Genomic DNA, 22,661 nt, shown 5'->3' with positions numbered 1-22,661 from the left:
GCTCCAGTAAGTGATTCGGGTAAGCGCGCGCAGCTAACACCCCTGCGGCTTCCAGGAAAAAAGAGATTTCCCAAAGTCATTGGAGTCGCAGGTAGGCAGCCAGCAAACGCATCCCGATGAGCTTACTCCAGTAAGTGATTCGGGTAAGCGCGCGCAGCTAACACCCCTGCGGCTTCCAGGGACGAAGGGAAATTAGTGACGCTTACCGTCGTCATCCTCATCCACCAACTCTTCATCATCGAACTCACCCTCTTCATCATCTTCTGCATCAGGATCTTCGTAGTAGGTGCCCCAGCCGTCGTAATTTACGCCGCACTTTTCAGCCAATGCGATTAACTGTTCAACCTGCGCATCAATAATTTCAGCATTCAGAGCAACTTCGCTGATGATGTCACAGCACATCACCATAGAGCCATCTTCCACTTCCAGCTCTTCAGCATCTGTCACTTCATAACCCAGCTTGAATGCTTCAACAGCGGCTTTTTCCAGCACTTCGAACTTTTCAGAAGAGAGGTGGTGTTCAATTGTGTACAGCGCATCGGGATCACTACCATCGTCTAGCAGTTCTTCGATGATCAGGCGGGTCTCGTCACGTTGTTCGTCCAGCATTTCGCGGTTTGCCATGCCTTTATCCTCAGTCAATGGGCTTAATATGGCGCTATTTTCCCACACCCACGCAGTTGCCTCCACTATAAACGAGAAAGATTTATTGATGGGGGTTGTAATTGAATATTTATACGTATAAATTGAATTTAAATTCAATTAGACTATTCAGGATGCAAGCTATGAGCACTATGAGTCAGTTCTACAAACGTCACTTTCTAAGGTTACTGGATTTTACCCCCTCCGAGATTACGGCCCTGCTGGATTTGGCGGCTGAGTTAAAGCAAGCCAAGAAATCCGGCAGTGAGCAGCAAAAACTGGCAGGTAAGAATATCGCGCTCATCTTCGAAAAAGAGTCGACCCGTACTCGATGCTCTTTCGAAGTTGCCGCATATGATCAAGGTGCGCGCGTGACTTACCTCGGCCCAGGGGGAAGCCAAATTGGGCATAAAGAATCAATTAAGGATACCGCCCGTGTATTAGGCCGCATGTATGACGGAATCCAGTATCGTGGCCACGGCCAACAAGTGGTTGATACATTGGCCGAATATGCGGGAGTTCCGGTGTGGAATGGCCTGACCAATGAATTCCACCCGACTCAATTATTGGCGGATTTATTGACCATGCAAGAGCACCTGCCGGGTAAGCCATTGAGTGAAATGAAATTTGCCTATCTCGGTGATGCACGCAACAACATGGGTAACACCATGTTAGAAGCCGCGGCACTGGTGGGGATGGATTTACGTCTGGTCGCGCCAAAAGCATACTGGCCGGAGGCCCAACTGGTGGCTGACTGTCAGGCGCAGGCGCAAAAAACTGGCGGTAAAATTACACTGACAGAAGATATTGCCGAAGGCGTGAAGGGCGCTGATTTCCTGTATACCGATGTTTGGGTCTCAATGGGTGAACCCAAAGAGGTCTGGCACGAGCGTGTTGCACTACTGAAACCCTATCAGGTCAATATGAGTGTGGTGAAGCTGACCGGTAACCCGCAGGTCAAGTTCCTGCACTGCCTACCCGCATTCCATGATGATCAAACCACTCTGGGTAAGCAGATGGCAGAGCAGTACAACTTGTCGGGCGGAATGGAAGTCACCGATGAAGTGTTTGAATCCGCGCACAGCATCGTGTTTGATCAGGCCGAAAACCGCCTGCACACCATCAAAGCGGTGATGGTCGCCACATTGGGTCAACACTAAACATAACAGGGTCGGCAATCTGAAGTGTCGGCTTTTGATTATTTTCACACCTAATCAATAAGAGTTATTGGCGCAGGCAGATTGAGTGCGGACAGCGCGCAGCCAACGGAGCATACACGGAGTATGTGACGGCGGCGAGCACTGCCCGAAGCTCAAGCTGGCAAGTGAAATAGCTTATTTTACAGATATCTTCATGACGGCTTTGCGCACATTCGCTGGCTCACCTACCGCACACAATGGCTTATGCACTTCTCCGGGATAGAACACCACAAAATCACCGGCTTGCATAATAAACTGCTTTTCATCGACACCCGCCGGTAAAAAAGCGATATCTTTGTCTGCCAACCAGTCGGTGTCGGGCTTACCGGCCGGTTGATTACTGAAGGTCATCCCCTCAACGCCTGCCAAAACAATCTGAATATCCAGATACCTGGCATGATATTCCGCCCGGCGATTTTCCAGATAGTCAGTGCTGTCATTGGAAATCAGCACGAACAGATTATTGCCATCAATATCATGCTTACCCAAAGAGGTTTCTGCGGTGATATGGCTTTTCACATATTCGATGGCCTCTTTCAATTGCGTAGGCAGATAAGGCAACAATTCCAAATGATGAATATTTCCGGTAATCATGGCTTTCCCTTTCGTGAAGATAAAATGAAATAACGTTCCATTATAACCAATTCGCCATTCATGGCGTGGGAAGATTTTGCGATAAATAAGGGTTTTTATTGTCAGCTCAAAATCTCCTCATAATCATTACCTTTTTGTAATGCTTCCTTATCACTTATTGTTATAACAAATAACTGTTGAGACTTTGACCACAGACAGCAAAGCCACTATCGTGAGAAACTGCGATGAAATAGTCGAAAAAACAATAATTTCCTCGCGATGTTAACCGGCGCTACTTGCTATCAATGCAAAAAGCATTGGTGGTTGAATCCATGTCAGGGAGTCTCAATGAAAGCTAAAATTCTGTCATTAATGGTTTTGACAGCACTATCTGGCAGCGTACTGGCAGCAACGCCAGCAGATACGCTGGTGGTTGTACAATCCCTGGATGATATCGTCAGTTTGGATCCAGCAGAAAGTAATGAACTCTCTAGCATTCAGACTGTGCCGAGCCTCTATCAGCGCCTGATACAAGCCGATCGTGATAATCCGGCGAAAATTGTGCCAGTCTTGGCTGAGAGCTGGCAAGGCGATGCCGCCGCCAAAACGCTAACTGTGAAATTGCGCCCAGACACCCTCTTTGCATCCGGTAACCCAGTGCAAGCCGATGACGTGATTTACTCCTTCACCCGCGCAATCAAGATGAACCGTTCACCGGCCTTTATTCTTAACGTTCTGGGCTGGGACGCGAGCAACATCGATCAACATCTGAAAAAGATCGACAAAAATACCGTGCAACTGAGCTGGAGCGCAGATGTCAGCCCGGCGGTTGCCCTGAATATCTTATCAACGCCGATCGCCTCGATTGTTGATAAAAAAGCGGTCACCGCCAATGTGAAAGAGAACGACTACGGCAATGCCTGGTTGAAAATGCATTCAGCCGGCAGTGGCCCGTTCAAAATGCGTGTTTATCAGCCGCATCAGGCTATCGTGTTGGATGCCAACCCAACATCGCCAGGTAACAAGCCGCTGATTAAAAATATTATTATCAAAAACGTGCCAGACCCAAGTGCTCGCCGCCTGCTGATCCAGCAAGGTGATGCCGATATCGCCCGCGAATTAGGGCCAGACCAGACGGCCGCGTTGAAAACTCAGGCGGGCGTCAAAGTGGTTGAGATCCCCTCGGCGGAGCAAAACTATTTGGTCTTTAACACCGCTAACCCAGCCAACCCGCTGCTGAAAAAACCAGAATTCTGGCAGGCCGCACGCTATCTGGTTGATTATCAGGGCATCACCAAAGACCTGCTGAAAGGCCAATATTTCGTGCATCAAAGCTTCCTGCCTGTCGGTTTACCGGGTGCGCTAGAAAGCAATCCATTTACCTTTGATCCGGCTAAAGCCAAAGAAATTCTGACCAAAGCGGGCATCAAGGATGCGACCCTAACGCTAGATGTTGAGAACAAACCACCGTTTATCACCATCGCCCAATCGTTACAGGCAAGCTTCGCCCAAGGTGACGTGAAGTTGGTGTTACTGCCAGCCGCAGGCAGCCAAGTCTATGGCCGAGTGCGCGCCAAGCAGCATCAGTCCGCTATCCGCTTGTGGATCCCGGATTACTTCGATGCGCACTCCAATGCCAGCGCCTTTGCCTATAATGATGGTAAGAGCAGCACTGTTGCCGGTTTAAACGGCTGGGTTATTCCTGAGCTGAATAAGCAGACACTGGCCGCTGTGGCAGAAGCCGATCCGGCGAAGCGCACGGCGCTCTATACCCAGTTGCAACAAGAGCTGCAACAGAACTCGCCTTACATCTTTATTGATCAAGCCAAAGCGCAAGTTGTGCTGCGAGACAATGTTAAGGGCTATCAACAGGGCCTGAATGCAGATATGGTCTATTATGACCGTGTCAGTAAATAGGGTATTACCTTACTTTGGGTAGAGCCTCGCTGACTTATCAATAAAGTTTTTATGAAATATAAGTAGGTTGATAGTCGATGTCTGTCGCACTAAATCAAACGCCGGGAACCCAATCCCGGCGTCGTCTTTGGGGGTTTTTACAGGGATTATTGACCCTGGCCCTAACCCTATTCGGTCTACTGGTGATCACCTTTTTCCTGTCGGCCATGTCGCCAGTGGATCGGGTGTTACAAATTGTCGGCGATCACGCCAGTGAGGCCACTTATCAGCAGGTCAAGCACCAGCTCGGGCTGGATCAACCATTAGCGGTGCAGTTCTGGCACTATCTGGTGCGGCTGGCCCATGGTGATTTGGGGCTTGCCAGTGCCAGTGGTCAGCCGGTATTGCAAGATTTGCTCACCGTCTTCCCGGCGACACTGGAACTGGCGACCTTATCGCTGATCATTGGTGCCACACTCGGAGTTATTCTCGGTTTATTGTGCGCTCGTTGGGCGGGCAGCAAGCTGGATGCCGCAATTCGCTTTATCACCTTGCTGGGTAACTCGGTGCCTATCTTCTGGCTTGGCTTGCTGATGCTATTGCTGTTTTATGCCCGCCTGCAATGGAGCCCCGGCCCCGGTCGCCTCGATGACATTTATCAATATACCGTGGAAGCGAAAACTGGTTTTGCCCTGATCGACACCTGGCGCTCTGGTGATGCCGGAGCTTTTGGCAATGCCATCGCCCACTTGATTCTGCCGGTTGCCCTGCTCTCTTACTATGCGCTAGCCAGTATCACCCGTCTGACCCGTTCGGCCTGCCTAAGCGAACTGAATAAAGAGTACATTACGCTGGCGAGGGCCAAAGGTGCCGGTGAAATGCGCATTTTGCTGATGCACGTGCTGCCGAATATCCGTGGCACCCTGCTCACGGTGATTGCGCTGGCGTATACCAGTATGCTGGAGGGGGCGGTGTTAACCGAAACCGTCTTTGCCTGGCCGGGGATTGGTCGCTACCTCACCAGCGCTCTGTTTGCCGGCGATACCACCGCTATAATGGGCGGAACACTGCTACTCGGTATGTGCTTTATTTTGATTAACAATGTAACGGATCTGCTGGTCCGCTTGCTGGATCCGAGAACGCGCTGATATGTCGATAACACTTATATGTCTATAACCACCGTCTGCTACGCGCTAAAGCGTTCCCCCGCCACCAGCATTGGGCTGTTGATTCTCTCCTTGCTGGTGATAATTGCGATTTTCGCCCCGTGGCTCGCCCCACAAGATCCTAACTGGCAAAACGCCGCCGATCGGCTGCTACCGCCCGGTGCCGCAGGGCATTGGCTGGGAACTGACAGCTATGGCCGCGATATGCTGTCGCGCCTGATTTATGGCACTCGCCCCACTCTGGGCTTGGTGCTGTTGGTCACGGTGATCACGCTGCCGCTAGGATTGCTGGTTGGGGTGCTTTCCGGCTATTACGGCGGCTGGCTCGAACGTGTTCTGATGCGCGTCACTGATGTAGTGATGTCGATGCCACGGCTGATTTTGGCCTTTGCTTTTGTCGCAATGCTCGGCCCTGGATTGATTAACGGCGCATTGGCGTTGGCGCTGACCACCTGGCCTGCTTATGCCCGTCAGGCGCGCGCCGAGATCCAATTGTTACGCCAAAGCGACTATCTGGCGGCGGCGGAAATGATGGGCATCAAGGGGTTGCGACTACTTTGGGGCCATATTTTACCCATGTGCCTCCCCTCAGCGGTGGTGCGACTGGCGCTGGATCTGGCCGGGATTATCCTGGCAGCCGCAGGGTTAGGTTTCCTCGGTTTGGGGGCGCGTCCGCCCATGTCGGAATGGGGATCGATGGTCGCTGACGGTATGCAAGTTATCTTCGATCAATGGTGGATTGCCGCCATTCCGGGCTGCGCTATCTTGCTCAGCAGCATGGCGTTTAATCTGTTAGGCGATGGCCTGCGCGATATTTTGGACCCTCACCATGACTGATAAAATTTTCGCCGTAGAGAATTTGTGTGTCGATTTTCAGCAACAGCGGGTGGTGGATAACATCTCCTTCCAGCTTGGTCACGAGCGCGTCGCGTTAGTGGGCGAATCTGGTTCCGGCAAATCCATTACCGCCAGAGCGCTGATGGGATTAGTCCGCTCACCGGGAAAAGTCAGCGCCAAAAAGCTGAGCTATTACGCGGATAATACCGATGACCAAGGGGAGTCTGGTCAGGTTATCGAGCACGATTTATTGCAGTTGAAGCCCAGGCAATGGGGCGCGTTACGTGGCAAAGAGGTCGCCATGGTGCTGCAAGATCCCCGCTATGCGCTGAATCCAGTGCGCACTGTGGGCAAACAAATTGTAGAGTCCCTGCTGCTGCACAATACCCTGTCCGGTGCTGACACCCATGAGCGAGTGTTAAATGCGCTGGCGTCAGTTGGTTTAAATGAGAGCGCCTACCACCAATACCCCGGCCAACTTTCCGGCGGCATGGGGCAACGGGCGATGTTAGCCATCGCTTTGGTGAATAACCCGCGAGTATTAATTGCTGACGAACCGACATCAGCTTTGGATGCCAAACTGCGTAACCAGATCCTTGAGTTGATCGTCGAGCAGACTGAGCAGCGCAATATGAGTTTGCTGCTGATCAGTCATGATCTGCCGTTGGTATCAGAGCATTGCCACCGCGTGTTGGTGATGTATCAGGGGAAACTGGTGGATCAGGGGCTGGCAGCCGAGTTGCCGCACTCGACCCACCCTTATACCCACACCTTATGGGCTTGCCGCCCGAATGCCAGCACCTATGGCACTGACCTGCCGGTATTGGATCGCAGCGCCGATTTCTCTGGAGGCTCCCGTGGCACTGATTGAAGTCAATAACTTACGGGTCAGTTTCGCCCAGAAGAATCAGGTTAAAACGGCAGTTGAGTCGGTCAGCTTTGCGGTTGAAGAGGGTGAAACTTTTAGCCTGATCGGCGCATCCGGCTGTGGTAAATCCACCGTGTTACGCACCCTGGCCGGTTTACAACGGGAGTGGCAAGGCGAGATAACCTTGCTGGGCAAGCCGTTGCGACCGGGGCAGCGCTTCACCGGCCAACTGCGTAAAGATGTGCAGATGGTGTTTCAAGACCCTTATGCTTCACTTCATCCGCAACATAATATTCAGCGCACGCTGGGTGAGCCGTTAAAAATTCACGGCGAGAAGAATATTCAGCAACGAATTGATCAAGCCTTAGCGCAAGTGGGTCTGCCCGCTTCTGCGGCGCTACGTTATCCCCATCAATTCTCCGGCGGCCAGCGCCAGCGTATTGCCATCGCTCGCGCCCTGCTGCTGCGGCCAAAACTGCTGCTGCTAGATGAACCCACCTCGGCGTTAGATATGTCGGTTCAGGCCGAGATACTTAACCTGCTCAATCAGTTAAAACGCGAACACGGCATGACCTATTTGCTGGTGAGCCACGACAGCGACGTGGTGGCACATATGTCCGAGCGCGCGGCCATGATGGAGAGTGGCCGGATAGTGAGGACCTTCTCACGCCGCGATCTAGAGCTGGCCGAGCATTTTATGGGGTAATTTGGGATGGGGCAGATTAGGTTCTTCAGCTAAACATCGGCCCGATAAAAAACAGCAGCATCCCCCCACTGAACAGCAAATAACCCTAATGCCAATTTCCTTGCTCTACGTCAATTTAGTTTACCGCCACCTATATATAGTGCTTATAGGAACAAAGATACCTATATGTAGTAGTTATCCACAAAAACATCCACACCCCCTCGCAGCCCTTATGTGCTGCGGGTTGCCTTGTGGATAACCCTACGCGGCAGGATACAGGAGCGACATTGTGAAAACAGTAGTGATTAAACGGGACGGTTGTCAGGTATCTTTTGATGAGGTGCGTATCAAGGAAGCCGTCGAGCGCGCAGCTTTAGCTGTTGGCGTGGTAGATGCAGATTATTGTGCAACTGTAGCTCGTGTGGTCGCTCAGACGATGGAAAACCAGCCGAAGGTTGATATCCGCGATATCCAAAATGCGGTCGAAAACCAACTGATGGCCGGTCAATACAAGCAGTTAGCCCGAGCTTATATCGAGTATCGCCATGACAGAGATATCTCGCGGGAACTGCGTGGTCGCCTGAATCAGGAAATCCGGGGTTTGGTAGAGCAAAGCAACAAAGCGCTGCTGAACGAAAATGCCAATAAAGACAGCAAAGTGATCCCGACGCAGCGCGATTTGCTGGCCGGTATTGTTGCCAAGCACTACGCCAAACAGCATATCTTGCCGCGCGATGTGGTACTGGCCCATGAGCGCGGTGAGATCCACTATCACGATCTGGATTACGCGCCATTCTTCCCGATGTTCAACTGCATGTTGATTGATCTCGATGGTATGCTGACGCAGGGCTTTAAAATGGGTAACGCGGAGATTGAACCGCCGAAATCCATCTCGACCGCCACCGCCGTCACGGCACAAATTATCGCGCAGGTTGCCAGCCATATCTATGGCGGCACAACTATCAACCGTATCGATGAAATTCTGGCCCCGTTCGTCACCGAAAGCTTTAATAAGCATAAATCTGTGGCGCAAGAGTGGCAGATCCCTGATGCCGCCGGTTATGCCATGTCGCGCACCGAAAAAGAGTGTTACGACGCCTTCCAGTCGCTGGAATATGAAGTGAACACCCTGCACACCGCCAATGGTCAGACGCCATTTGTCACCTTCGGTTTTGGGCTGGGCACCAGTTGGCAGTCGCGCATGATCCAGCAGGCTATTTTGCGTAACCGCATTGCCGGTCTGGGCAAAAACCGTAAAACTGCCGTCTTCCCGAAACTGGTATTCGCTATCCGCGACGGCCTGAATCACAAATTTGGCGATCCTAACTACGATATCAAACAGTTAGCGCTGGAGTGCGCCACCAAACGGATGTATCCCGATATTCTGAATTATGACCAGGTGGTGAAAGTTACCGGCTCCTTTAAAACGCCAATGGGCTGCCGCAGCTTCCTCGGGGTTTATGAAGAAGAGGGCAAACAGATCCACGATGGTCGTAACAATCTGGGGGTCATCAGCCTTAACCTACCGCGTATCGCGCTGGAAGCCAGGGGCGATGAAGAGAAATTCTGGCATTTGCTGGATGAGCGCCTGCTGTTAGCCAAGAAAGCGCTAATGACCCGCATCGCCCGCCTGGAAGGGATCAAAGCACGAGTCGCGCCTATTTTGTATATGGAGGGGGCTTGCGGTGTGCGCTTACAGGCGGATGACAATATCTCTGAAATCTTTAAAAATGGCCGCGCATCCATCTCACTGGGCTTTATCGGGATCCATGAAACCGTTAATGCGCTGTTTGGTCATCAGATTCATCTCTTTGATGATGAGAAGTTACGTGAAAAAGCCGTGGCGATCGTCGAGCGCATGAGACAAGCCACAGATAACTGGAAAGAGGAAACCGGTTACGCCTTCAGCCTATACAGCACGCCAAGTGAAAATCTGTGCGACCGCTTCTGTCGCCTTGATACCGCTGAGTTTGGCGTGGTCGACGGCGTGACAGACAAAGGTTACTACACCAATAGCTTCCATCTGGATGTCGAGAAGAGAGTGAATCCCTACGACAAACTCGACTTCGAAGCGCCTTACCCGCCATTGGCTAACGGCGGTTTCATCTGTTACGGCGAATACCCTAACTTGCAGCATAACCTGCGCGCACTGGAAGATGTGTGGGACTACAGCTACAGCCGAGTCCCCTATTACGGTACTAACACGCCGATTGATGAGTGCTACGAATGCGGCTTTACCGGCGAGTTCTCCTGCACCAGCAAAGGCTTTACCTGCCCGAAATGCGGCAATCACGAGCCATCGAAAGTGTCGGTCACCCGCAGGGTGTGCGGCTATCTGGGTAGCCCCGATGCGCGGCCATTCAACGCCGGTAAGCAAGAAGAGGTGAAACGCCGGGTGAAACATCTGGCTAATGGGCAGTTGGGCTGATTGAGATAAGGGGCGGTCTGGCACCGCCCATGAATGGAGCTAATACGATCAATTTTCATCAATACTACCCGGTCGACGTCATCAACGGCCCCGGCACTCGCTGCACGCTGTTCGTCTCCGGCTGCGTGCACGAATGTGTCGGCTGTTATAACAAAAGTACCTGGCGGCTTAATTCCGGTAAGCCGTTTACCTCAGAAATGGAGAATAGGATCATTGCTGATCTGAATGACGCCCGCATTCCGCGTCAGGGGCTATCCCTCTCCGGCGGCGATCCACTACATCCGCAAAATTTGTCCGCTATCCTGCAACTGGTAAAACGGGTACGTGACGAGTGCGACGGCAAAGATATCTGGGTCTGGACCGGTTATACACTCGCCGAACTGACGAATGAGCAACAGCAATTGGTTGATTTAATTAACGTGCTAGTCGACGGTAAATTCGTGCAAGATCTGAAAGACCCCTCACTTATCTGGCGCGGCAGCGGCAATCAGGTCATTCACCACCTACGTTAGATAGCCTGACCTACCTATAAAACTTTAACCTAATTGGCAAAGTTATAGGTTAAAGTCGCATTAAACCGCCAATCGCGGCGCGAACTATCACTGGGCAGATCGCCAATCGGCCTCGCCCCTTCCAGTGATAGCGAATAGTGTTTGTTGTCGCCAAAAGTCACGCCCACCGCGTAAGAAGCCAGTTTTTGTGCACGGAATATTGGCGAGTTGTACCAGGTATGGGCAGTATCCACCACCACATAGGGCTGGATTGATTTTAGCCAGACGCCGTTTCCCCGAGTGTGCATATAGCGCATTTCAACCTGCCCACCGTAACCATAATCCCCCGTCGCCTCGCTATCTGGATAACCACGGCCAAACCGCAGCCCGCCAAAGGTGACATGCTCGGCTTCCGGCAAATCATTGTCAGACCAATCACCTTCTGCCGCTGCACTTAAGCGCCATTTTTCATCTATCAGATAAGCGCCATCACCGGTCAGTTTCCAGCGGGTAAAGTCCAAATCACCCCAGGGAACCGAGCTGGATGCCAGACCGCCGTTGATGCCTTTGCGCACACTCGCACGGGTGCTCCAATAGGCTTGTGTATATTCACGGTAACCCGTCAGCGCTAATTCAGCCGCTGGATAACGCATCCGCTGATTATTATCTGCCAAATCAACCAATAAGTTATTTTGGCTATTTAGTCGGGCGCGTTGTTTCAGGGTATAACTTTTCTCCAGATAATCGAGGCCACCGCTGACCGTCCATTGGCGCTTGCGGGTTAATTCCAGCGGATAGCTTAATACCACACCGCCAGTATATTGCGTCTGCTCAGTACGGCCAGCTAACGTAATATTCTCCGGATAGAAGGTCAGTAAATCCGTATAATCTTTCGGATCCTGCTTATAATAACTGCCACGAGTTTGCAGCAATAACCCATTGCTGCCTAAATATTGCTGATAGTTTACGCCCAGGTATTGATCTCTATTTTTATTATTGAGCGGCAATAGTGTCGCGATACCAAATTGCTCGGCATAGGGCGTAAAACCACTAAAAGTCGCATTAAGCACCCCACTGTATACCCCTTTGCGGCTATCCAGTGCGGTACTGACATTCCAGTTGCGCGGATGATCCGCTTTAATATCCAGTAATGTCGCGCCGTAAATATTGTCTGGATTTTTTGCCGTAGCGATCACTTTGGTGTCCGGTGTGCGGCTCATCAAAATATTGTAGCGCTCGAAGGTATCCAGTGTCAGTGGCTTCTCTGCCATGATGCGCTGGGAGAGCTTAGTCAGCCAGCGGCCTATCATCGCGTTATCACTTTGAATACGGGTATTCGCGATATAGCCCTCAACCAATCCGATTTTTAATGTGCCATTGGCAAAATTCTCGGAAGGCAAATAAGCATATGAGAGCACATAACCATCTTGCTGATACCGCTGAGTAATAGATTGCGTCGCCACCAGCAGACTCTTTAACGGAACTTTTTTGCCAATATAAGCATTAAATGGCTCGCTCAACAGTTTAATGTCATAACGGGTGCCGCCGATAAATTGAATATGTCGCACATCAATTAGCGTATCGAGAGTCAATTTAGGATCAGGCGTGGGAGTCGAAATAGTCGGTGGGACTGGGCGTGCTGTTTGGGGTTTGGTGATATCACGAGATATTCTGGATGGGTTATTCTGATCGATTAACATCGGCACGGTATTAGCCCATGCACTGTATTGCCATCCAAAAAACAATAATAGCCACGCTCTATTATTCATAGAATATTTCCTTATGCGCACACAAATTATAATCTCAATGGCCTATTTTTATTATCTTTAAATTAGAGACTCCCCCTTAGGAATAAGGAGGAGCTGATATTTCTATTTATCAATTAGCTTTCGGTTTCAATAATCCGCCCACCCCCCCGAGCAAACTCCCACTCGCGCTGGCATTCGCCGAGCCACCCGCTGTCAGTCCACCGGTTACCCCACCCACGGTATTATTCACCCCAGCCAATAAGCCATTGGAGCCACTGGTGGACGTCGGTGATGACACCAAACCACCGGCGCTCGAAACCGCCTGTCCGGTGCCTTGCAACACCTGGCCCACCCCAGCTAAAGCGGGTGCATTGGTGCCTAGCTGTGTGCCTGAGCTAGAAACTGTCCCCCCCACCGAAGTCAATAAGTTGTTCACTGGTGCACCAATACCGGTAGTAGCGCCCACTGATTGAGTCACACCTTGGACCTGACCCACCACCGGTGTCACTATTCCGGTCGCCGCCGTCGTCAGCTTGCTGGTTGTGCCGGTTTGCAGATCTTGCGCCAATCCATTGCCGATAGCGCTGACTGTCCCGCCGGTCTTATCGACCAACCCACCCGCAGTACCGGTCACGCCAGCCAGTGGCGTATTGGTGCCGATACCTGAAACTGTCCCGCCTAATCCTGAAACACCGGTGCCCACATCAGCCACCGCTTTCGGTACACTGGCCGCTGTCGTGCCTAAAGCATTAGGATTATTTCCTAATTGACCGACGCCAGTCTGTAATCCAGTCCCGACTTCACTGACCGCGTTACCTGCACTGTCGACCACGGTGACCAGACCTGAGCCGACCACCGGCAAGCTACCAATCGGGGTTTGGCTAACCACATCACTGACGGTATTACCAACGCCATCCACCGCAGTGCCTACACCACTGACGACATTGCCGGTTGCAGAGTTACTGGCCGTAGTTCCTCCACCAGTCCCGCCATCCGTGCCGCCGCCCGTCCCTGAACCACCTGTGGTTTGGCCTGAATTATTCTTCGCCGCATTGTGAGAACCGCCGCCACTGCCGCTACAGGCGGCAAGGGAGCAAGCAAGCAATATTGCCAAACTTATCTTGCTCAGATGGCTGATATTATTAGGGCGCATAGTATAAACCCTCAGAGAGAACGCCATAGCGGCGTAAATTAACTATAAGAGACACTTATGTTTCTCTCAAGTTGCACCAATGTTTATTTTTTGTTTAAATCGATAAATTATCGAATGGAGATGTATCAGATTGATAATGCGATAAATCTTTTTCATATAAACAGCGCATTTTTTGCGGATAAAAAACATTTTTATCGCACCAAAAGTTCACTGTTCCGCCATCTCAGCTTAACCCTACTGTCATGAAAAAAAGCCAGCATAGCAGTGAGATCACTTACCGGTTATCGCCATGACAATCACCCCGCTGCCTGCCCGTTTGACTCTTTCTGCTGCTACATTTTGTCTGGCCGTCAGTGGTGATTGTGCTGAGAGAGGATATATCTGCTATGCACTTATCTAGACCACCGACCAGTTTCCCTACCCGCTATCAGCAGATTGCGGCCCAGTTAGAACAAGAGCTTCGCGGCAACTATCGCTGTGGCGATTACCTGCCTCCTGAGCAGCAACTGGCTGATCATTATCAGGTTAATCGCCATACTCTGCGCCGTGCCGTCGATCAATTGGTTGAGCGCGGCTGGCTGCAACGCCGTCAGGGTATCGGTATTCTGGTATTGATGCGCCCATATGACTATCCGCTGCATGCCAATGCGCGCTTTAGCCAAAACCTGCTGGATCAGGGCAGTGACCCCACCAGTGAGCGCTTACTAGCGGTCTTACGCCCTTGTGTAGAGCATGTTGCCAAAGCACTCTCGCTGGAAGAGGGCGCGCAAGTTATCCACTTACGCACCTTGCGGCGGGTCAATGGCGTGCCAGTTTGCGTTATCGATCACTATCTGCCAGACCTCAATTGGTGGCCTGCGCTGCAACAGTTCAACTCCGGTTCTCTGCATCAATTCATCACCCAGCATCTGCAACAACCACTAAGCCGCAGCCAGACCCGCATCAGCGCACGTCGCGCGCAGGCCAAAGAGAGCCGCTTGCTGGAGATTGCCACCCATGCGCCCTTGCTGTGCGTGCGCACCTTAAATATCTGTGTCGATAGCCAACAGGTGGCGGAGTACTCCGTCAGCCTGACCCGCGCTGACATGATTGAACTGACCATGGAGCACTAAATGGAAAGCACCTCGACCACTCGGCAAGGCTGGATGTCAGTGCTGGCACACAGCCAACCGGCTGAACTTCTCGCCCACTGGCAGCCGTTAAATCTATCACCGACGTATCAAGTGATCCGCGCACCGGAGATTGGCTTGAACCAATTGCAGGCCAGAATGGGGGCCACGGGTCGCCGGTTTATTCTCGGCGATATGACCATTACCCGCGCGGTCATCAAGCTAAACGACAGTGCCGATATTTATGGCTACAGCTACATTGCCGGACGCAATAAACCCCACGCCGAACTTTGTGCACTGCTGGATGCCTTGCTGCAACTCTCTACCCTCAACAGAGATCCCTCCACCGCCCACGGCAAGCCCGCCGGGCTGAATGAGTTGCTGCTGAGCACCGTGATTTACCCACTGGCGGCGGCGCAACAAGAGCGCCGACAGCTTCGCGCCCGCGCTATCGCCGCCAGCAAAGTGGATTTTTTCACCTTAGTGCGAGGTGAGGCGTGATGCGCATATTCAGCCATTTTGACCACCCCGTTGACGATGCTCAGCACACTTTTCGCCGCCTTCTCAAGGCGTTGAGCGAACCCGGAGTGTTAGTCGCGCTGCCCCCGGTCACCGATTGGCAGCCGCTGAATCCCGCCACCACCAGTCTGCTACTGACACTGGCGGATCAGGAGACCCCGCTCTATCTGGATGCCGCGCTGAGCAGTGGTGAGGTGCAACACAATCTGCGCTTCCATACCGGTGCGCCGCTGGCGGCAAGCAGTGCTATCGCCAGCTTTGCGCTCTTTGGCGAGGCGGTCACGGCGGAGCAACTGGCCGCCTGTCCAGCTGGTGATGAGCTCTCGCCAGAACACGCCACCACAGTGGTGATTCAAACCGGCAGCTTGCACCACGGCATAGCATTACGTCTGCGCGGGCCGGGCATTGAACACAACCGCACGGTCGCGCCGCAACTGCCCGCCGCAGTGCTGAATTACCTGCTTAATCGCCCCGCTGCCTTCCCCGCGGGTATCGACTTTCTGTTTACCTGTGGTGAGAAGCTGATGGCTATCCCACGGACCACCCATGTGGAGGTGTGCTGATGTACGTTGCAGTCAAAGGGGGCGAAAAAGCCATTGCGGCAGCCCATCAATTGCTGGAACACCAGCGGCGCGGCGACACCCAGATCCCGGCGATCGATTGCGAGCAGATCGAGCAACAGCTAGGGCTGGCAGTCGATCGGGTGATGACTGAAGGGGGCATTTATGATCGCGAACTGGCCGCCCTGGCGATTAAGCAGGCCAGCGGCGATCTGGTTGAAGCCATTTTCTTGCTGCGCGCCTATCGCACCACCTTGCCACGCCTCGCGATAAGTCTGCCACTGGCGACTGAGAACATGCGGCTGGAGCGACGCATTTCCGCCATTTACAAAGACCTACCCGGCGGGCAGGTGCTCGGCCCGACCTACGATTACACCCATCGGCTGCTGGATTTCACTCTGCTGGCCTCCGGGGATGCCCCTGCGGCCCCCCATGGCCGTGAAGCAGCGCCGGATGATTTACTGCGGGATAACTGCGCCCATGTGTTTGATTTACTGGTGCAAGAGCAGTTGGCTCACGCAGAGCAAGATGACGGCACACCGCCGGAGGATATCACTCGTCACCCACCAGTTTACCCCTGCCGTCGTTCGGCGCGGCTGCAACAATTGGTGCGGGGCGACGAAGGTTTTCTGCTGGCTCTGGGCTACTCCACCCAGCGCGGTTATGGTCGCACTCACCCGTTTGCCGCCGAAATACGTACCGGTGACCTGACTGTCTCCATCCAGCCGGAAGAGCTGGGATTTGCTATCGATATCGGCGAGATCCTGCTGACCGAATGTGAAATGGTAAATGGCTTTGTCGATCCGGCAGCAGAACCGCCGCACTTTACCCGGGGTTACGGTTTGGTCTTTGGTCGCGGCGAGCGCAAGGCAATGTCGATGGCGCTGATGGATCGCGCTCTGCAAAGTCGCGAATATGACGAAAACGTCACCAGTCCAGCGCAGGATGAGGAGTTCGTGCTCGCCCACGCGGATAATGTCGAGGCCGCTGGTTTTGTCTCGCACCTCAAACTGCCCCACTACGTCGATTTTCAAGCTGAGCTGGAGCTGCTAAAGCGCCTGCGCCGTGAGCACTTCTCCTTAGCTGAACCCACCCAAACAGAGGAGCCGCACCATGACTGAGGTTCTCACCGGTTACAATCTGGGTTATCTGGATGAGCAGACCAAGCGGACATTACGCCGCGCGCTGCTGAAAGCCGTGGCGATCCCCGGTTATCAGGTGCCGTTTGCCGGGCGGGAGATGCCGATGCCTTATGGCTGGGGCACTGGCGGCATTCAGCTAACCGCCTGCTTAATTGGCCGCTCGGATGTGCTGAAAGTGATTGATCAAGGGGCGGATGACACCACCAATGCGGTGTCAATCCGCCGCTTCTTTCAGCGGGTCAGCGGCGTGGCAACCACGGAAAAAACCACCGACGCCACACTGATCCAGACTCGCCACCGTATTCCAGAAACGCCGCTGACCGAAGATCAGATCCTGATCTACCAAGTGCCGATCCCTGAGCCGCTGCGCTTTATCGAACCACGGGAGAGCGAAACCCGCAAAATGCATGCGCTGGAGGAGTACGGCGTGATGCAAGTGAAGCTGTATGAAGATATCGCCCGCTACGGCCATATCGCCACCACCTACGCCTATCCGGTGAAAGTGAATGATCGCTACGTTATGGACCCTTCGCCGATCCCGAAATTTGATAATCCCAAAATGCATATGATGCCCGCCCTGCAACTGTTCGGCGCTGGTCGCGAGAAGCGCCTGTATGCCCTGCCGCCGTTTACCAAGGTGGAGAGTCTGGATTTCGACGATCACCCCTTCACCGTGCAGCAGTGGGATCACCCCTGTGCGCTGTGTGGATCGCGTCACAGTTATCTCGATGAGGTGGTGATAGATGATCAGGGCAGCCGGATGTTTGTTTGCTCGGATACTGATTTCTGCCAGCAGCAACTGGCGCAGATAGCCGCACAAGATAGCCTGACCCACGAGGTGAACACCCGATGATCTCTGCACCCTCAGTTTCCGCCCATCCACTGTTATCGGTGGAGGATCTCACCCATCTTTATGCGCCGGGCAAGGGATTCAGTGACGTCTCTTTCCAGCTCTATCCTGGCGAAGTTTTGGGGATAGTCGGTGAGTCTGGTTCGGGTAAAACCACACTGCTGAAATCCATTTCAGCGCGGCTCGCTCCGCAGCAGGGGCGGATTATTTATCGCCCTGACGCCCAGCAACCAGTTGATTTATATCAGATGGCCGAGAGTCAGCGCCGCCGTTTACTGCGCACTGAATGGGGCGTGGTGCATCAGCATCCGCTAGAGGGTTTGCGGCCACAAGTCTCGGCAGGCGGCAATATCGGCGAGCGTTTAATGGCTATCGGCCAGCGCCATTACGGTGAGATACGCCAACAGGCAGGACGCTGGCTGGAGGATGTCGAGATCCCCTTATCCCGTTTGGATGATCTCCCCACCACCTTCTCCGGCGGTATGCAACAGCGGTTACAAATTGCCCGTAATTTGGTGACCCATCCGAAGCTGGTGTTTATGGACGAACCCACTGGTGGGCTGGACGTCTCAGTGCAGGCGCGGCTGCTGGATTTACTGCGCAATCTGGTGGTAGAGATGCAGCTCGCCGTGGTGATTGTCACCCATGACCTCGGCGTCGCCCGCCTACTGGCACACCGCCTGCTGGTGATGAAAGAGGGCAAGGTTATCGAAAGCGGCCTTACCGACCGGGTACTGGACGACCCCCACCACCCCTATACCCAGCTACTCGTCTCATCAGTGCTGCAAAACTGATTTTTTAGCTTTTTGACGTTTTTTGCCCTTGATTTTGACCCGTAAATCGGCCAAAACAACCACGAGAACTCACCATGAACCACCTGCAACTTAAAGTCGAAAATCTCAGTAAAACCTTCGTGCTGCACCACCAGCACGGTATTCGCCTGCCGGTACTGCATCAAACCTCTCTTGAGGTCAAGGGTGGCGAATGTGTGGTGTTGCACGGCCACTCCGGCAGCGGCAAATCTACTCTGCTACGCTCTTTATATGCCAACTATCTCCCTGACAGCGGCCATATTTGGGTTAAGCATCAGGGGGAGTGGCTGGATATGGTGACCGCACAAGCGCGGCAGATCATGGCCGTGCGCCGTCATACTGTAGGTTGGGTCAGCCAGTTCTTGCGGGTGATCCCCCGGATCAGCGCCTTGAATCTGGTGATGCAACCCCTGCTGGAGCTGGGTGTCGATCGCAACACCTGCCAACAGCGGGCGCAAGATCTGCTCACGCGCCTGAATGTGCCACCACGGCTGTGGGACCTGGCCCCCTCGACCTTTTCCGGAGGGGAGCAGCAACGAGTCAATATCGCCCGTGGCTTTATTGTGGATTACCCCATTTTGCTGCTGGATGAGCCAACAGCATCACTGGACAGCAGCAATAGCGCCGCCGTGGTGAGCCTGATTGATGAGGCCAAGCAGCGAGGTGCCGCCATTGTTGGGATTTTCCACGATGAAAACGTGCGCAATCATGTCAGTGACCGCTTACTGATCATGACGCCGCCCCCCTCTAATGTCAGCACGGAGATCCCAGCATGATCCTCAATAACGTCAATCTTATTCTGGAAGATCAGGTGGTCAGCGGATCACTGGAAATTAAAAATGGTGAGATCAGCAGTTACAGTGATCGCCCGACTCAACTTTCAGCGGCGATAGATGGACAAAATGGCTGGCTGCTGCCGGGGTTGATCGAGCTGCATACCGATAATTTGGACAAATTTTTCACCCCACGGCCCAATGTCGATTGGCCCGCCCATTCGGCGATGAGCAGTCATGACGCGCTGATGATCTCCTGCGGGATCACCACGGTGCTGGATGCCGTCGCCGTCGGTGATGTACGCGACGGCGGTCATCGGCTGGATAACCTGCAAAAAATGATTAATGCGGTGGTGGAGAGTCAGCGGGCGGGGCTAAACCGCGCTGAACACCGAATTCATTTGCGCTGTGAATTACCCCATGAGAGCACCTTGCCGCTGTTTGAAGAGTTGATGATGCAGCCGGAGCTGTCATTGGTGTCGCTGATGGATCACTCGCCGGGCCAGCGCCAGTTCGCCTCTCGGGCAAAATATCGTGAATATTATCAGGGAAAATATCACCTTAGCGATCAGCAAATGGCTGAATTCGAGCAGCAGCAAGTCACACTGTCGGCACGTTGGTCCACGCCAAACCGAACCGCCATTGCGGCGCGGTGTCGTCAGTTGGGCATCCCGCTCGCCAGCCATGATGATGCAACCGCCGAGCATGTGGCGGAATCCCTGGCGCTGGGTACAGTGATCGCCGAGTTCCCGACCACTGAGGTGGCCGCCAGTGCCTCCCATCAGCAGGGTTTGCACGTCTTGATGGGCGCGCCGAATATTGTCCGTGGCGGTTCCCATTCCGGTAATGTCGCCGCGCACCAGCTGGCCTCACTGGGCGTATTGGATATTTTATCCTCCGATTATTACCCGGCCAGCTTGCTGGATGCGGCATTTCGCATCGCGCAGGATACAAGTAATGACTTTAGCTTGCCGCAAGCAGTCAATTTGGTGACCCGTAACCCCGCTCGTGCACTAGGGCTGGAGGATCGTGGCGTCATTGCTGAGGGTAAACGGGCTGATTTGGTTCTGACACGTGAGCATCATGGTTTGCAGGGTAAGCATATTTACGTGCAAAACGTCTGGCGTCAGGGAATACAGGTGTTCTGATGGCGCGCTTAATCTATCTGATGGGCGCATCTGGCGCAGGAAAGGATTGTCTGTTGTCGGCGCTGCGGGCGGTAAAACCGGCAAATATTATCGTTGCTCACCGCTATATCACCCGCGAGGCCCATGCTGGCGCGGAAAATCATGTCGCGCTGAGTGAGCAAGAGTTTCTCCAGCGGGTAGAGCAGGGATTGTTCGCCCTGCATTGGCAGGCGCATCAGCACTATTATGGGGTGGGTATTGAGATCGATCTCTGGTTGCAGCACGGGCTGGATGTGATGGTCAATGGCTCGAGAGCTTATTTATCCGAGGCCGAGCGGCGCTATCCCGGCCAACTGCTGCCACTGTGTCTGACCGTCTCACCCGCCATTCTGGCGCAGCGATTACAGCAGCGCGGGCGAGAAAGTAGTGAGCAAATTAGTGAGCGCTTGCAACGAGCGCAGCACTATCAGCAGCAACTGCCGGTTAGCTGCTTGCGGCTTTGCAATGATGGCGAACTGCAACATACGCTGGGGCAGTTGCAACAGTTGCTGGCCACTCATCCCACCACAGATAACGACATTGGAGGTCAAAAATGGAGCTGACATTGTTAGGCACGGGATGCGCCCAGCAGATGCCGGTTTTTGGTTGCGACTGTGTGATTTGTGTCAACGCCAGAGCGCAACCCGCATTGGGCCGCAAAGCTTGCAGTGCCATGTTGCGCTATCAGGGGGAAACAACCTTAATTGATGCGGGATTGCCGACACTGGATCAGCAGTTTGCTGCGGGGGAAATTCAGCGTTTTTTGCTTACACATTACCACATGGATCACGTTCAGGGGTTATTTCCATTACGTTGGGGGTGCGGAAATTCGATCCCAGTCTACGGGCCGCCAGATCCAGACGGCTGCGATGACCTGTATAAGCACCCCGGAATATTGGCCTTTCAGCCGCCATTACAGCCATTTCATGCGGTTCGATTCGGTCAACTGCGGGTGACTCCTGTGCCGCTAAATCACTCCAAAATCACCTTCGGCTATTTGCTGCAAAGTCACAATCGCACCATTGCCTATCTGACCGACACCATCGGGCTACCCGCCGACAGCGCACTGTTTCTTGCCAGTAAAAACATTGATTTACTGGTGATGGATTGCAGCCATCCGCCACAGATCCCGCCCCCTCGCAATCACAATGACGTGACCATGGCACTGGCGGTCGGTGACCTATTGAGGCCAACCGCAATGCTATTGACCCACATCAGCCACCAACTTGATCGGTGGTTACTCGATAATCCACTCCCAAGCGGTGTAGCCGCCGCCCATGATAATCAGACAATTGTCCTGCCATGATTAACCTTGCATTTGGGCGGATGATAATATGGTCACCCCTGCGTGTGGTGGTGCAAAAGCCTGGTCCAGCATGGCCTGCGCCACATCTTTGCCCTTAATCAGCCGCCACTTATCTGGCAATAGCGCAAACAACGGCGCGCTGAGACTCTCCATCAACCGTGGTGTGGCACGCTGACCCGCCAGCATCGAAGGTCGGGCAAAGGTGAGTTGTGGCCAGCCCTGAAGCTGCAAATCCCGCTCGGCTTCACCTTTGGTTCGATTATAAAACAGCCATGAGCTGGCATTGGCCCCCATTGAACTGACCAGTAGGAGATGCCGTGCGCCCAAGCGCAGACCGGTTTCACCCGCCGTCAGCACCAGCCGATAATCCACCTGACGAAACGCCGCCTGACTACCCGCTTGCTTGCGAGTGGTGCCGAGACAACAAAAGACCAAATCCACTGGTTCATGCACTGTTTTCAGCAGTTCGCCGATATTCTCGCCCTGCGGATTGATCAGCTTATTCATGGCAGGCAATGGCTTGCGGCTGGGTGCAATGATAGATGTCACTCTGGCATCCAAACGTAGCAGGCGCAGCAATTCGCCCCCCACCAAGCCACTTGCCCCCAGTAATAATACCTTCGCCATCTGACCTCCCAATAAAAGCGCTAGCGCCTCCCAACCGCTGGAGGCAATCACTGAAATCAATTGTTATTGATAATACATACCAGAAACACTATGACATAACACCGGAAAACA

General features: G+C 53.3%; 23 protein-coding genes. 18 read left to right on the top strand and 5 right to left on the bottom strand.

All coding sequences use genetic code 11. From position 1 onward, the window contains the following. Positions 1–192 precede the first annotated feature (192 nt). A complete protein-coding gene (rraB, locus tag AACW11_RS01850; protein ID WP_212585719.1) occupies positions 193–624 on the bottom strand; it encodes a ribonuclease E inhibitor RraB in 432 nt (143 codons plus the stop codon). Positions 625–794: 170 nt separating this feature from the next. Between rraB and argF the strand changes: the two genes are divergently transcribed. Further along, positions 795–1,802: an ornithine carbamoyltransferase gene (gene argF, locus AACW11_RS01845; RefSeq protein WP_212585730.1), complete on the top strand. Its 1,008-nt coding sequence runs from the start codon at positions 795–797 to the stop codon at positions 1,800–1,802. Between the two features lie 174 nt (positions 1,803–1,976). On the opposite strand, the gene AACW11_RS01840 is transcribed toward argF, so the two are convergent. After that, a complete protein-coding gene (locus AACW11_RS01840) occupies positions 1,977–2,435 on the bottom strand; it encodes a YhcH/YjgK/YiaL family protein (protein WP_212585718.1) in 459 nt (152 codons plus the stop codon). A 327-nt stretch (positions 2,436–2,762) separates the two neighbouring features. Here AACW11_RS01840 and AACW11_RS01835 point away from each other — a divergent pair, with 327 nt between their 5' ends. The 7 genes from AACW11_RS01835 to nrdG all read left to right on the top strand — a co-directional run bounded on the left by AACW11_RS01835 (position 2,763) and on the right by nrdG (position 10,806). Continuing rightward, positions 2,763–4,331: an ABC transporter substrate-binding protein gene (locus AACW11_RS01835; RefSeq protein ID WP_212585717.1), complete on the top strand. Its 1,569-nt coding sequence runs from the start codon at positions 2,763–2,765 to the stop codon at positions 4,329–4,331. A gap of 77 nt (positions 4,332–4,408) precedes the next feature. Then, entirely contained in the window at positions 4,409–5,458 is a 1,050-nt protein-coding gene (locus tag AACW11_RS01830; protein WP_212585716.1) for an ABC transporter permease, read from the top strand. A gap of 18 nt (positions 5,459–5,476) precedes the next feature. Further along, positions 5,477–6,313 (top strand): ABC transporter permease, encoded by an 837-nt coding sequence (locus AACW11_RS01825; protein ID WP_212585715.1) that lies wholly within the window; start codon positions 5,477–5,479, stop codon positions 6,311–6,313. Continuing rightward, positions 6,306–7,184, top strand: a complete 879-nt coding sequence (locus AACW11_RS01820) for an ABC transporter ATP-binding protein (protein WP_212585714.1) — start codon at positions 6,306–6,308, stop codon at positions 7,182–7,184. Before AACW11_RS01825 ends, AACW11_RS01820 begins: the two co-directional genes overlap by 8 nt. Beyond that, entirely contained in the window at positions 7,171–7,887 is a 717-nt protein-coding gene (locus tag AACW11_RS01815; protein WP_212585713.1) for an ABC transporter ATP-binding protein, read from the top strand. Before AACW11_RS01820 ends, AACW11_RS01815 begins: the two co-directional genes overlap by 14 nt. A 268-nt stretch (positions 7,888–8,155) precedes the next feature. Beyond that, entirely contained in the window at positions 8,156–10,294 is a 2,139-nt protein-coding gene (nrdD, locus tag AACW11_RS01810; RefSeq protein ID WP_212585712.1) for an anaerobic ribonucleoside-triphosphate reductase, read from the top strand. Positions 10,295–10,341: 47 nt separating this feature from the next. Next, the gene (nrdG, locus tag AACW11_RS01805; protein ID WP_212585729.1) at positions 10,342–10,806 is read left to right on the top strand and encodes an anaerobic ribonucleoside-triphosphate reductase-activating protein; all 465 of its coding nucleotides are present in this window, start codon (positions 10,342–10,344) and stop codon (positions 10,804–10,806) included. A 29-nt stretch (positions 10,807–10,835) separates the two neighbouring features. Here nrdG and AACW11_RS01800 read toward each other — a convergent pair whose 3' ends face one another. Together AACW11_RS01800 and AACW11_RS01795 are read right to left on the bottom strand one after the other, a co-directional pair. Beyond that, positions 10,836–12,554, bottom strand: coding sequence for a ShlB/FhaC/HecB family hemolysin secretion/activation protein (locus AACW11_RS01800; RefSeq protein WP_212585711.1), 1,719 nt, complete (start codon positions 12,552–12,554; stop codon positions 10,836–10,838). A 109-nt stretch (positions 12,555–12,663) separates the two neighbouring features. Then, complete coding sequence (locus AACW11_RS01795) at positions 12,664–13,686, bottom strand: collagen-like triple helix repeat-containing protein (protein ID WP_212585710.1); 1,023 nt, start codon at positions 13,684–13,686, stop codon at positions 12,664–12,666. Positions 13,687–14,072: 386 nt separating this feature from the next. On the opposite strand from AACW11_RS01795, the gene phnF reads away from it, so the two are divergent. From phnF to phnP, 10 genes are all read left to right on the top strand, one after another. Beyond that, the gene (phnF, locus tag AACW11_RS01790; protein ID WP_212585709.1) at positions 14,073–14,798 is read left to right on the top strand and encodes a phosphonate metabolism transcriptional regulator PhnF; all 726 of its coding nucleotides are present in this window, start codon (positions 14,073–14,075) and stop codon (positions 14,796–14,798) included. Beyond that, entirely contained in the window at positions 14,799–15,296 is a 498-nt protein-coding gene (gene phnG, locus AACW11_RS01785; RefSeq protein WP_212585708.1) for a phosphonate C-P lyase system protein PhnG, read from the top strand. After that, a complete protein-coding gene (gene phnH, locus AACW11_RS01780) occupies positions 15,296–15,877 on the top strand; it encodes a phosphonate C-P lyase system protein PhnH (RefSeq protein ID WP_212585707.1) in 582 nt (193 codons plus the stop codon). The genes phnG and phnH overlap by 1 nt, the downstream gene beginning before the upstream one ends. Beyond that, entirely contained in the window at positions 15,877–16,995 is a 1,119-nt protein-coding gene (locus AACW11_RS01775) for a carbon-phosphorus lyase complex subunit PhnI (RefSeq protein ID WP_212585706.1), read from the top strand. Before phnH ends, AACW11_RS01775 begins: the two co-directional genes overlap by 1 nt. Continuing rightward, positions 16,988–17,869, top strand: a complete 882-nt coding sequence (locus tag AACW11_RS01770; RefSeq protein WP_212585705.1) for an alpha-D-ribose 1-methylphosphonate 5-phosphate C-P-lyase PhnJ — start codon at positions 16,988–16,990, stop codon at positions 17,867–17,869. Before AACW11_RS01775 ends, AACW11_RS01770 begins: the two co-directional genes overlap by 8 nt. Continuing rightward, positions 17,866–18,660, top strand: a complete 795-nt coding sequence (gene phnK, locus AACW11_RS01765) for a phosphonate C-P lyase system protein PhnK (protein ID WP_212585704.1) — start codon at positions 17,866–17,868, stop codon at positions 18,658–18,660. Before AACW11_RS01770 ends, phnK begins: the two co-directional genes overlap by 4 nt. Before the next feature lie 74 nt (positions 18,661–18,734). After that, complete coding sequence (phnL, locus tag AACW11_RS01760) at positions 18,735–19,454, top strand: phosphonate C-P lyase system protein PhnL (protein WP_212585703.1); 720 nt, start codon at positions 18,735–18,737, stop codon at positions 19,452–19,454. Next, a complete protein-coding gene (gene phnM / locus AACW11_RS01755; protein WP_212585702.1) occupies positions 19,451–20,599 on the top strand; it encodes an alpha-D-ribose 1-methylphosphonate 5-triphosphate diphosphatase in 1,149 nt (382 codons plus the stop codon). Before phnL ends, phnM begins: the two co-directional genes overlap by 4 nt. Further along, entirely contained in the window at positions 20,599–21,180 is a 582-nt protein-coding gene (phnN, locus tag AACW11_RS01750) for a ribose 1,5-bisphosphokinase (RefSeq protein ID WP_212585701.1), read from the top strand. Before phnM ends, phnN begins: the two co-directional genes overlap by 1 nt. After that, positions 21,171–21,923: a phosphonate metabolism protein PhnP gene (phnP, locus tag AACW11_RS01745; RefSeq protein WP_212585700.1), complete on the top strand. Its 753-nt coding sequence runs from the start codon at positions 21,171–21,173 to the stop codon at positions 21,921–21,923. Before phnN ends, phnP begins: the two co-directional genes overlap by 10 nt. On the opposite strand, the gene AACW11_RS01740 is transcribed toward phnP, so the two are convergent. Beyond that, entirely contained in the window at positions 21,924–22,550 is a 627-nt protein-coding gene (locus AACW11_RS01740) for a hypothetical protein (RefSeq protein WP_212585699.1), read from the bottom strand. Between the last annotated feature and the right edge of the window lie 111 nt (positions 22,551–22,661).

Origin of the sequence: Yersinia sp. Marseille-Q3913, assembly GCF_963892745.1 — a bacterium.
GTDB classification, from domain to species: domain Bacteria; phylum Pseudomonadota; class Gammaproteobacteria; order Enterobacterales; family Enterobacteriaceae; genus Yersinia; species Yersinia bercovieri.
The sequence above is the reverse complement of the archived record's forward strand: the minus strand, read 5'-3'. Positions and strand labels throughout refer to the sequence as shown.

Bases quoted from the DNA above. Each gene is read 5' to 3' on its own strand.
- rraB (WP_212585719.1), bottom strand. From the start codon at position 624: ATGGCAAACCGCGAAATGCTGGACGAACAACGTGACGAGACCCGCCTG.
- argF (WP_212585730.1), top strand. From the start codon at position 795: ATGAGTCAGTTCTACAAACGTCACTTTCTAAGGTTACTGGATTTTACC.
- AACW11_RS01840 (WP_212585718.1), bottom strand. From the start codon at position 2,435: ATGATTACCGGAAATATTCATCATTTGGAATTGTTGCCTTATCTGCCT.
- AACW11_RS01835 (WP_212585717.1), top strand. From the start codon at position 2,763: ATGAAAGCTAAAATTCTGTCATTAATGGTTTTGACAGCACTATCTGGC.
- AACW11_RS01830 (WP_212585716.1), top strand. From the start codon at position 4,409: ATGTCTGTCGCACTAAATCAAACGCCGGGAACCCAATCCCGGCGTCGT.
- AACW11_RS01825 (WP_212585715.1), top strand. From the start codon at position 5,477: ATGTCTATAACCACCGTCTGCTACGCGCTAAAGCGTTCCCCCGCCACC.
- AACW11_RS01820 (WP_212585714.1), top strand. From the start codon at position 6,306: ATGACTGATAAAATTTTCGCCGTAGAGAATTTGTGTGTCGATTTTCAG.
- AACW11_RS01800 (WP_212585711.1), bottom strand. From the start codon at position 12,554: ATGAATAATAGAGCGTGGCTATTATTGTTTTTTGGATGGCAATACAGT.
- AACW11_RS01795 (WP_212585710.1), bottom strand. From the start codon at position 13,686: ATGCGCCCTAATAATATCAGCCATCTGAGCAAGATAAGTTTGGCAATA.
- phnF (WP_212585709.1), top strand. From the start codon at position 14,073: ATGCACTTATCTAGACCACCGACCAGTTTCCCTACCCGCTATCAGCAG.
- phnG (WP_212585708.1), top strand. From the start codon at position 14,799: ATGGAAAGCACCTCGACCACTCGGCAAGGCTGGATGTCAGTGCTGGCA.
- phnH (WP_212585707.1), top strand. From the start codon at position 15,296: ATGCGCATATTCAGCCATTTTGACCACCCCGTTGACGATGCTCAGCAC.
- AACW11_RS01775 (WP_212585706.1), top strand. From the start codon at position 15,877: ATGTACGTTGCAGTCAAAGGGGGCGAAAAAGCCATTGCGGCAGCCCAT.
- AACW11_RS01770 (WP_212585705.1), top strand. From the start codon at position 16,988: ATGACTGAGGTTCTCACCGGTTACAATCTGGGTTATCTGGATGAGCAG.
- phnK (WP_212585704.1), top strand. From the start codon at position 17,866: ATGATCTCTGCACCCTCAGTTTCCGCCCATCCACTGTTATCGGTGGAG.
- phnL (WP_212585703.1), top strand. From the start codon at position 18,735: ATGAACCACCTGCAACTTAAAGTCGAAAATCTCAGTAAAACCTTCGTG.
- phnM (WP_212585702.1), top strand. From the start codon at position 19,451: ATGATCCTCAATAACGTCAATCTTATTCTGGAAGATCAGGTGGTCAGC.
- phnN (WP_212585701.1), top strand. From the start codon at position 20,599: ATGGCGCGCTTAATCTATCTGATGGGCGCATCTGGCGCAGGAAAGGAT.
- phnP (WP_212585700.1), top strand. From the start codon at position 21,171: ATGGAGCTGACATTGTTAGGCACGGGATGCGCCCAGCAGATGCCGGTT.
- AACW11_RS01740 (WP_212585699.1), bottom strand. From the start codon at position 22,550: ATGGCGAAGGTATTATTACTGGGGGCAAGTGGCTTGGTGGGGGGCGAA.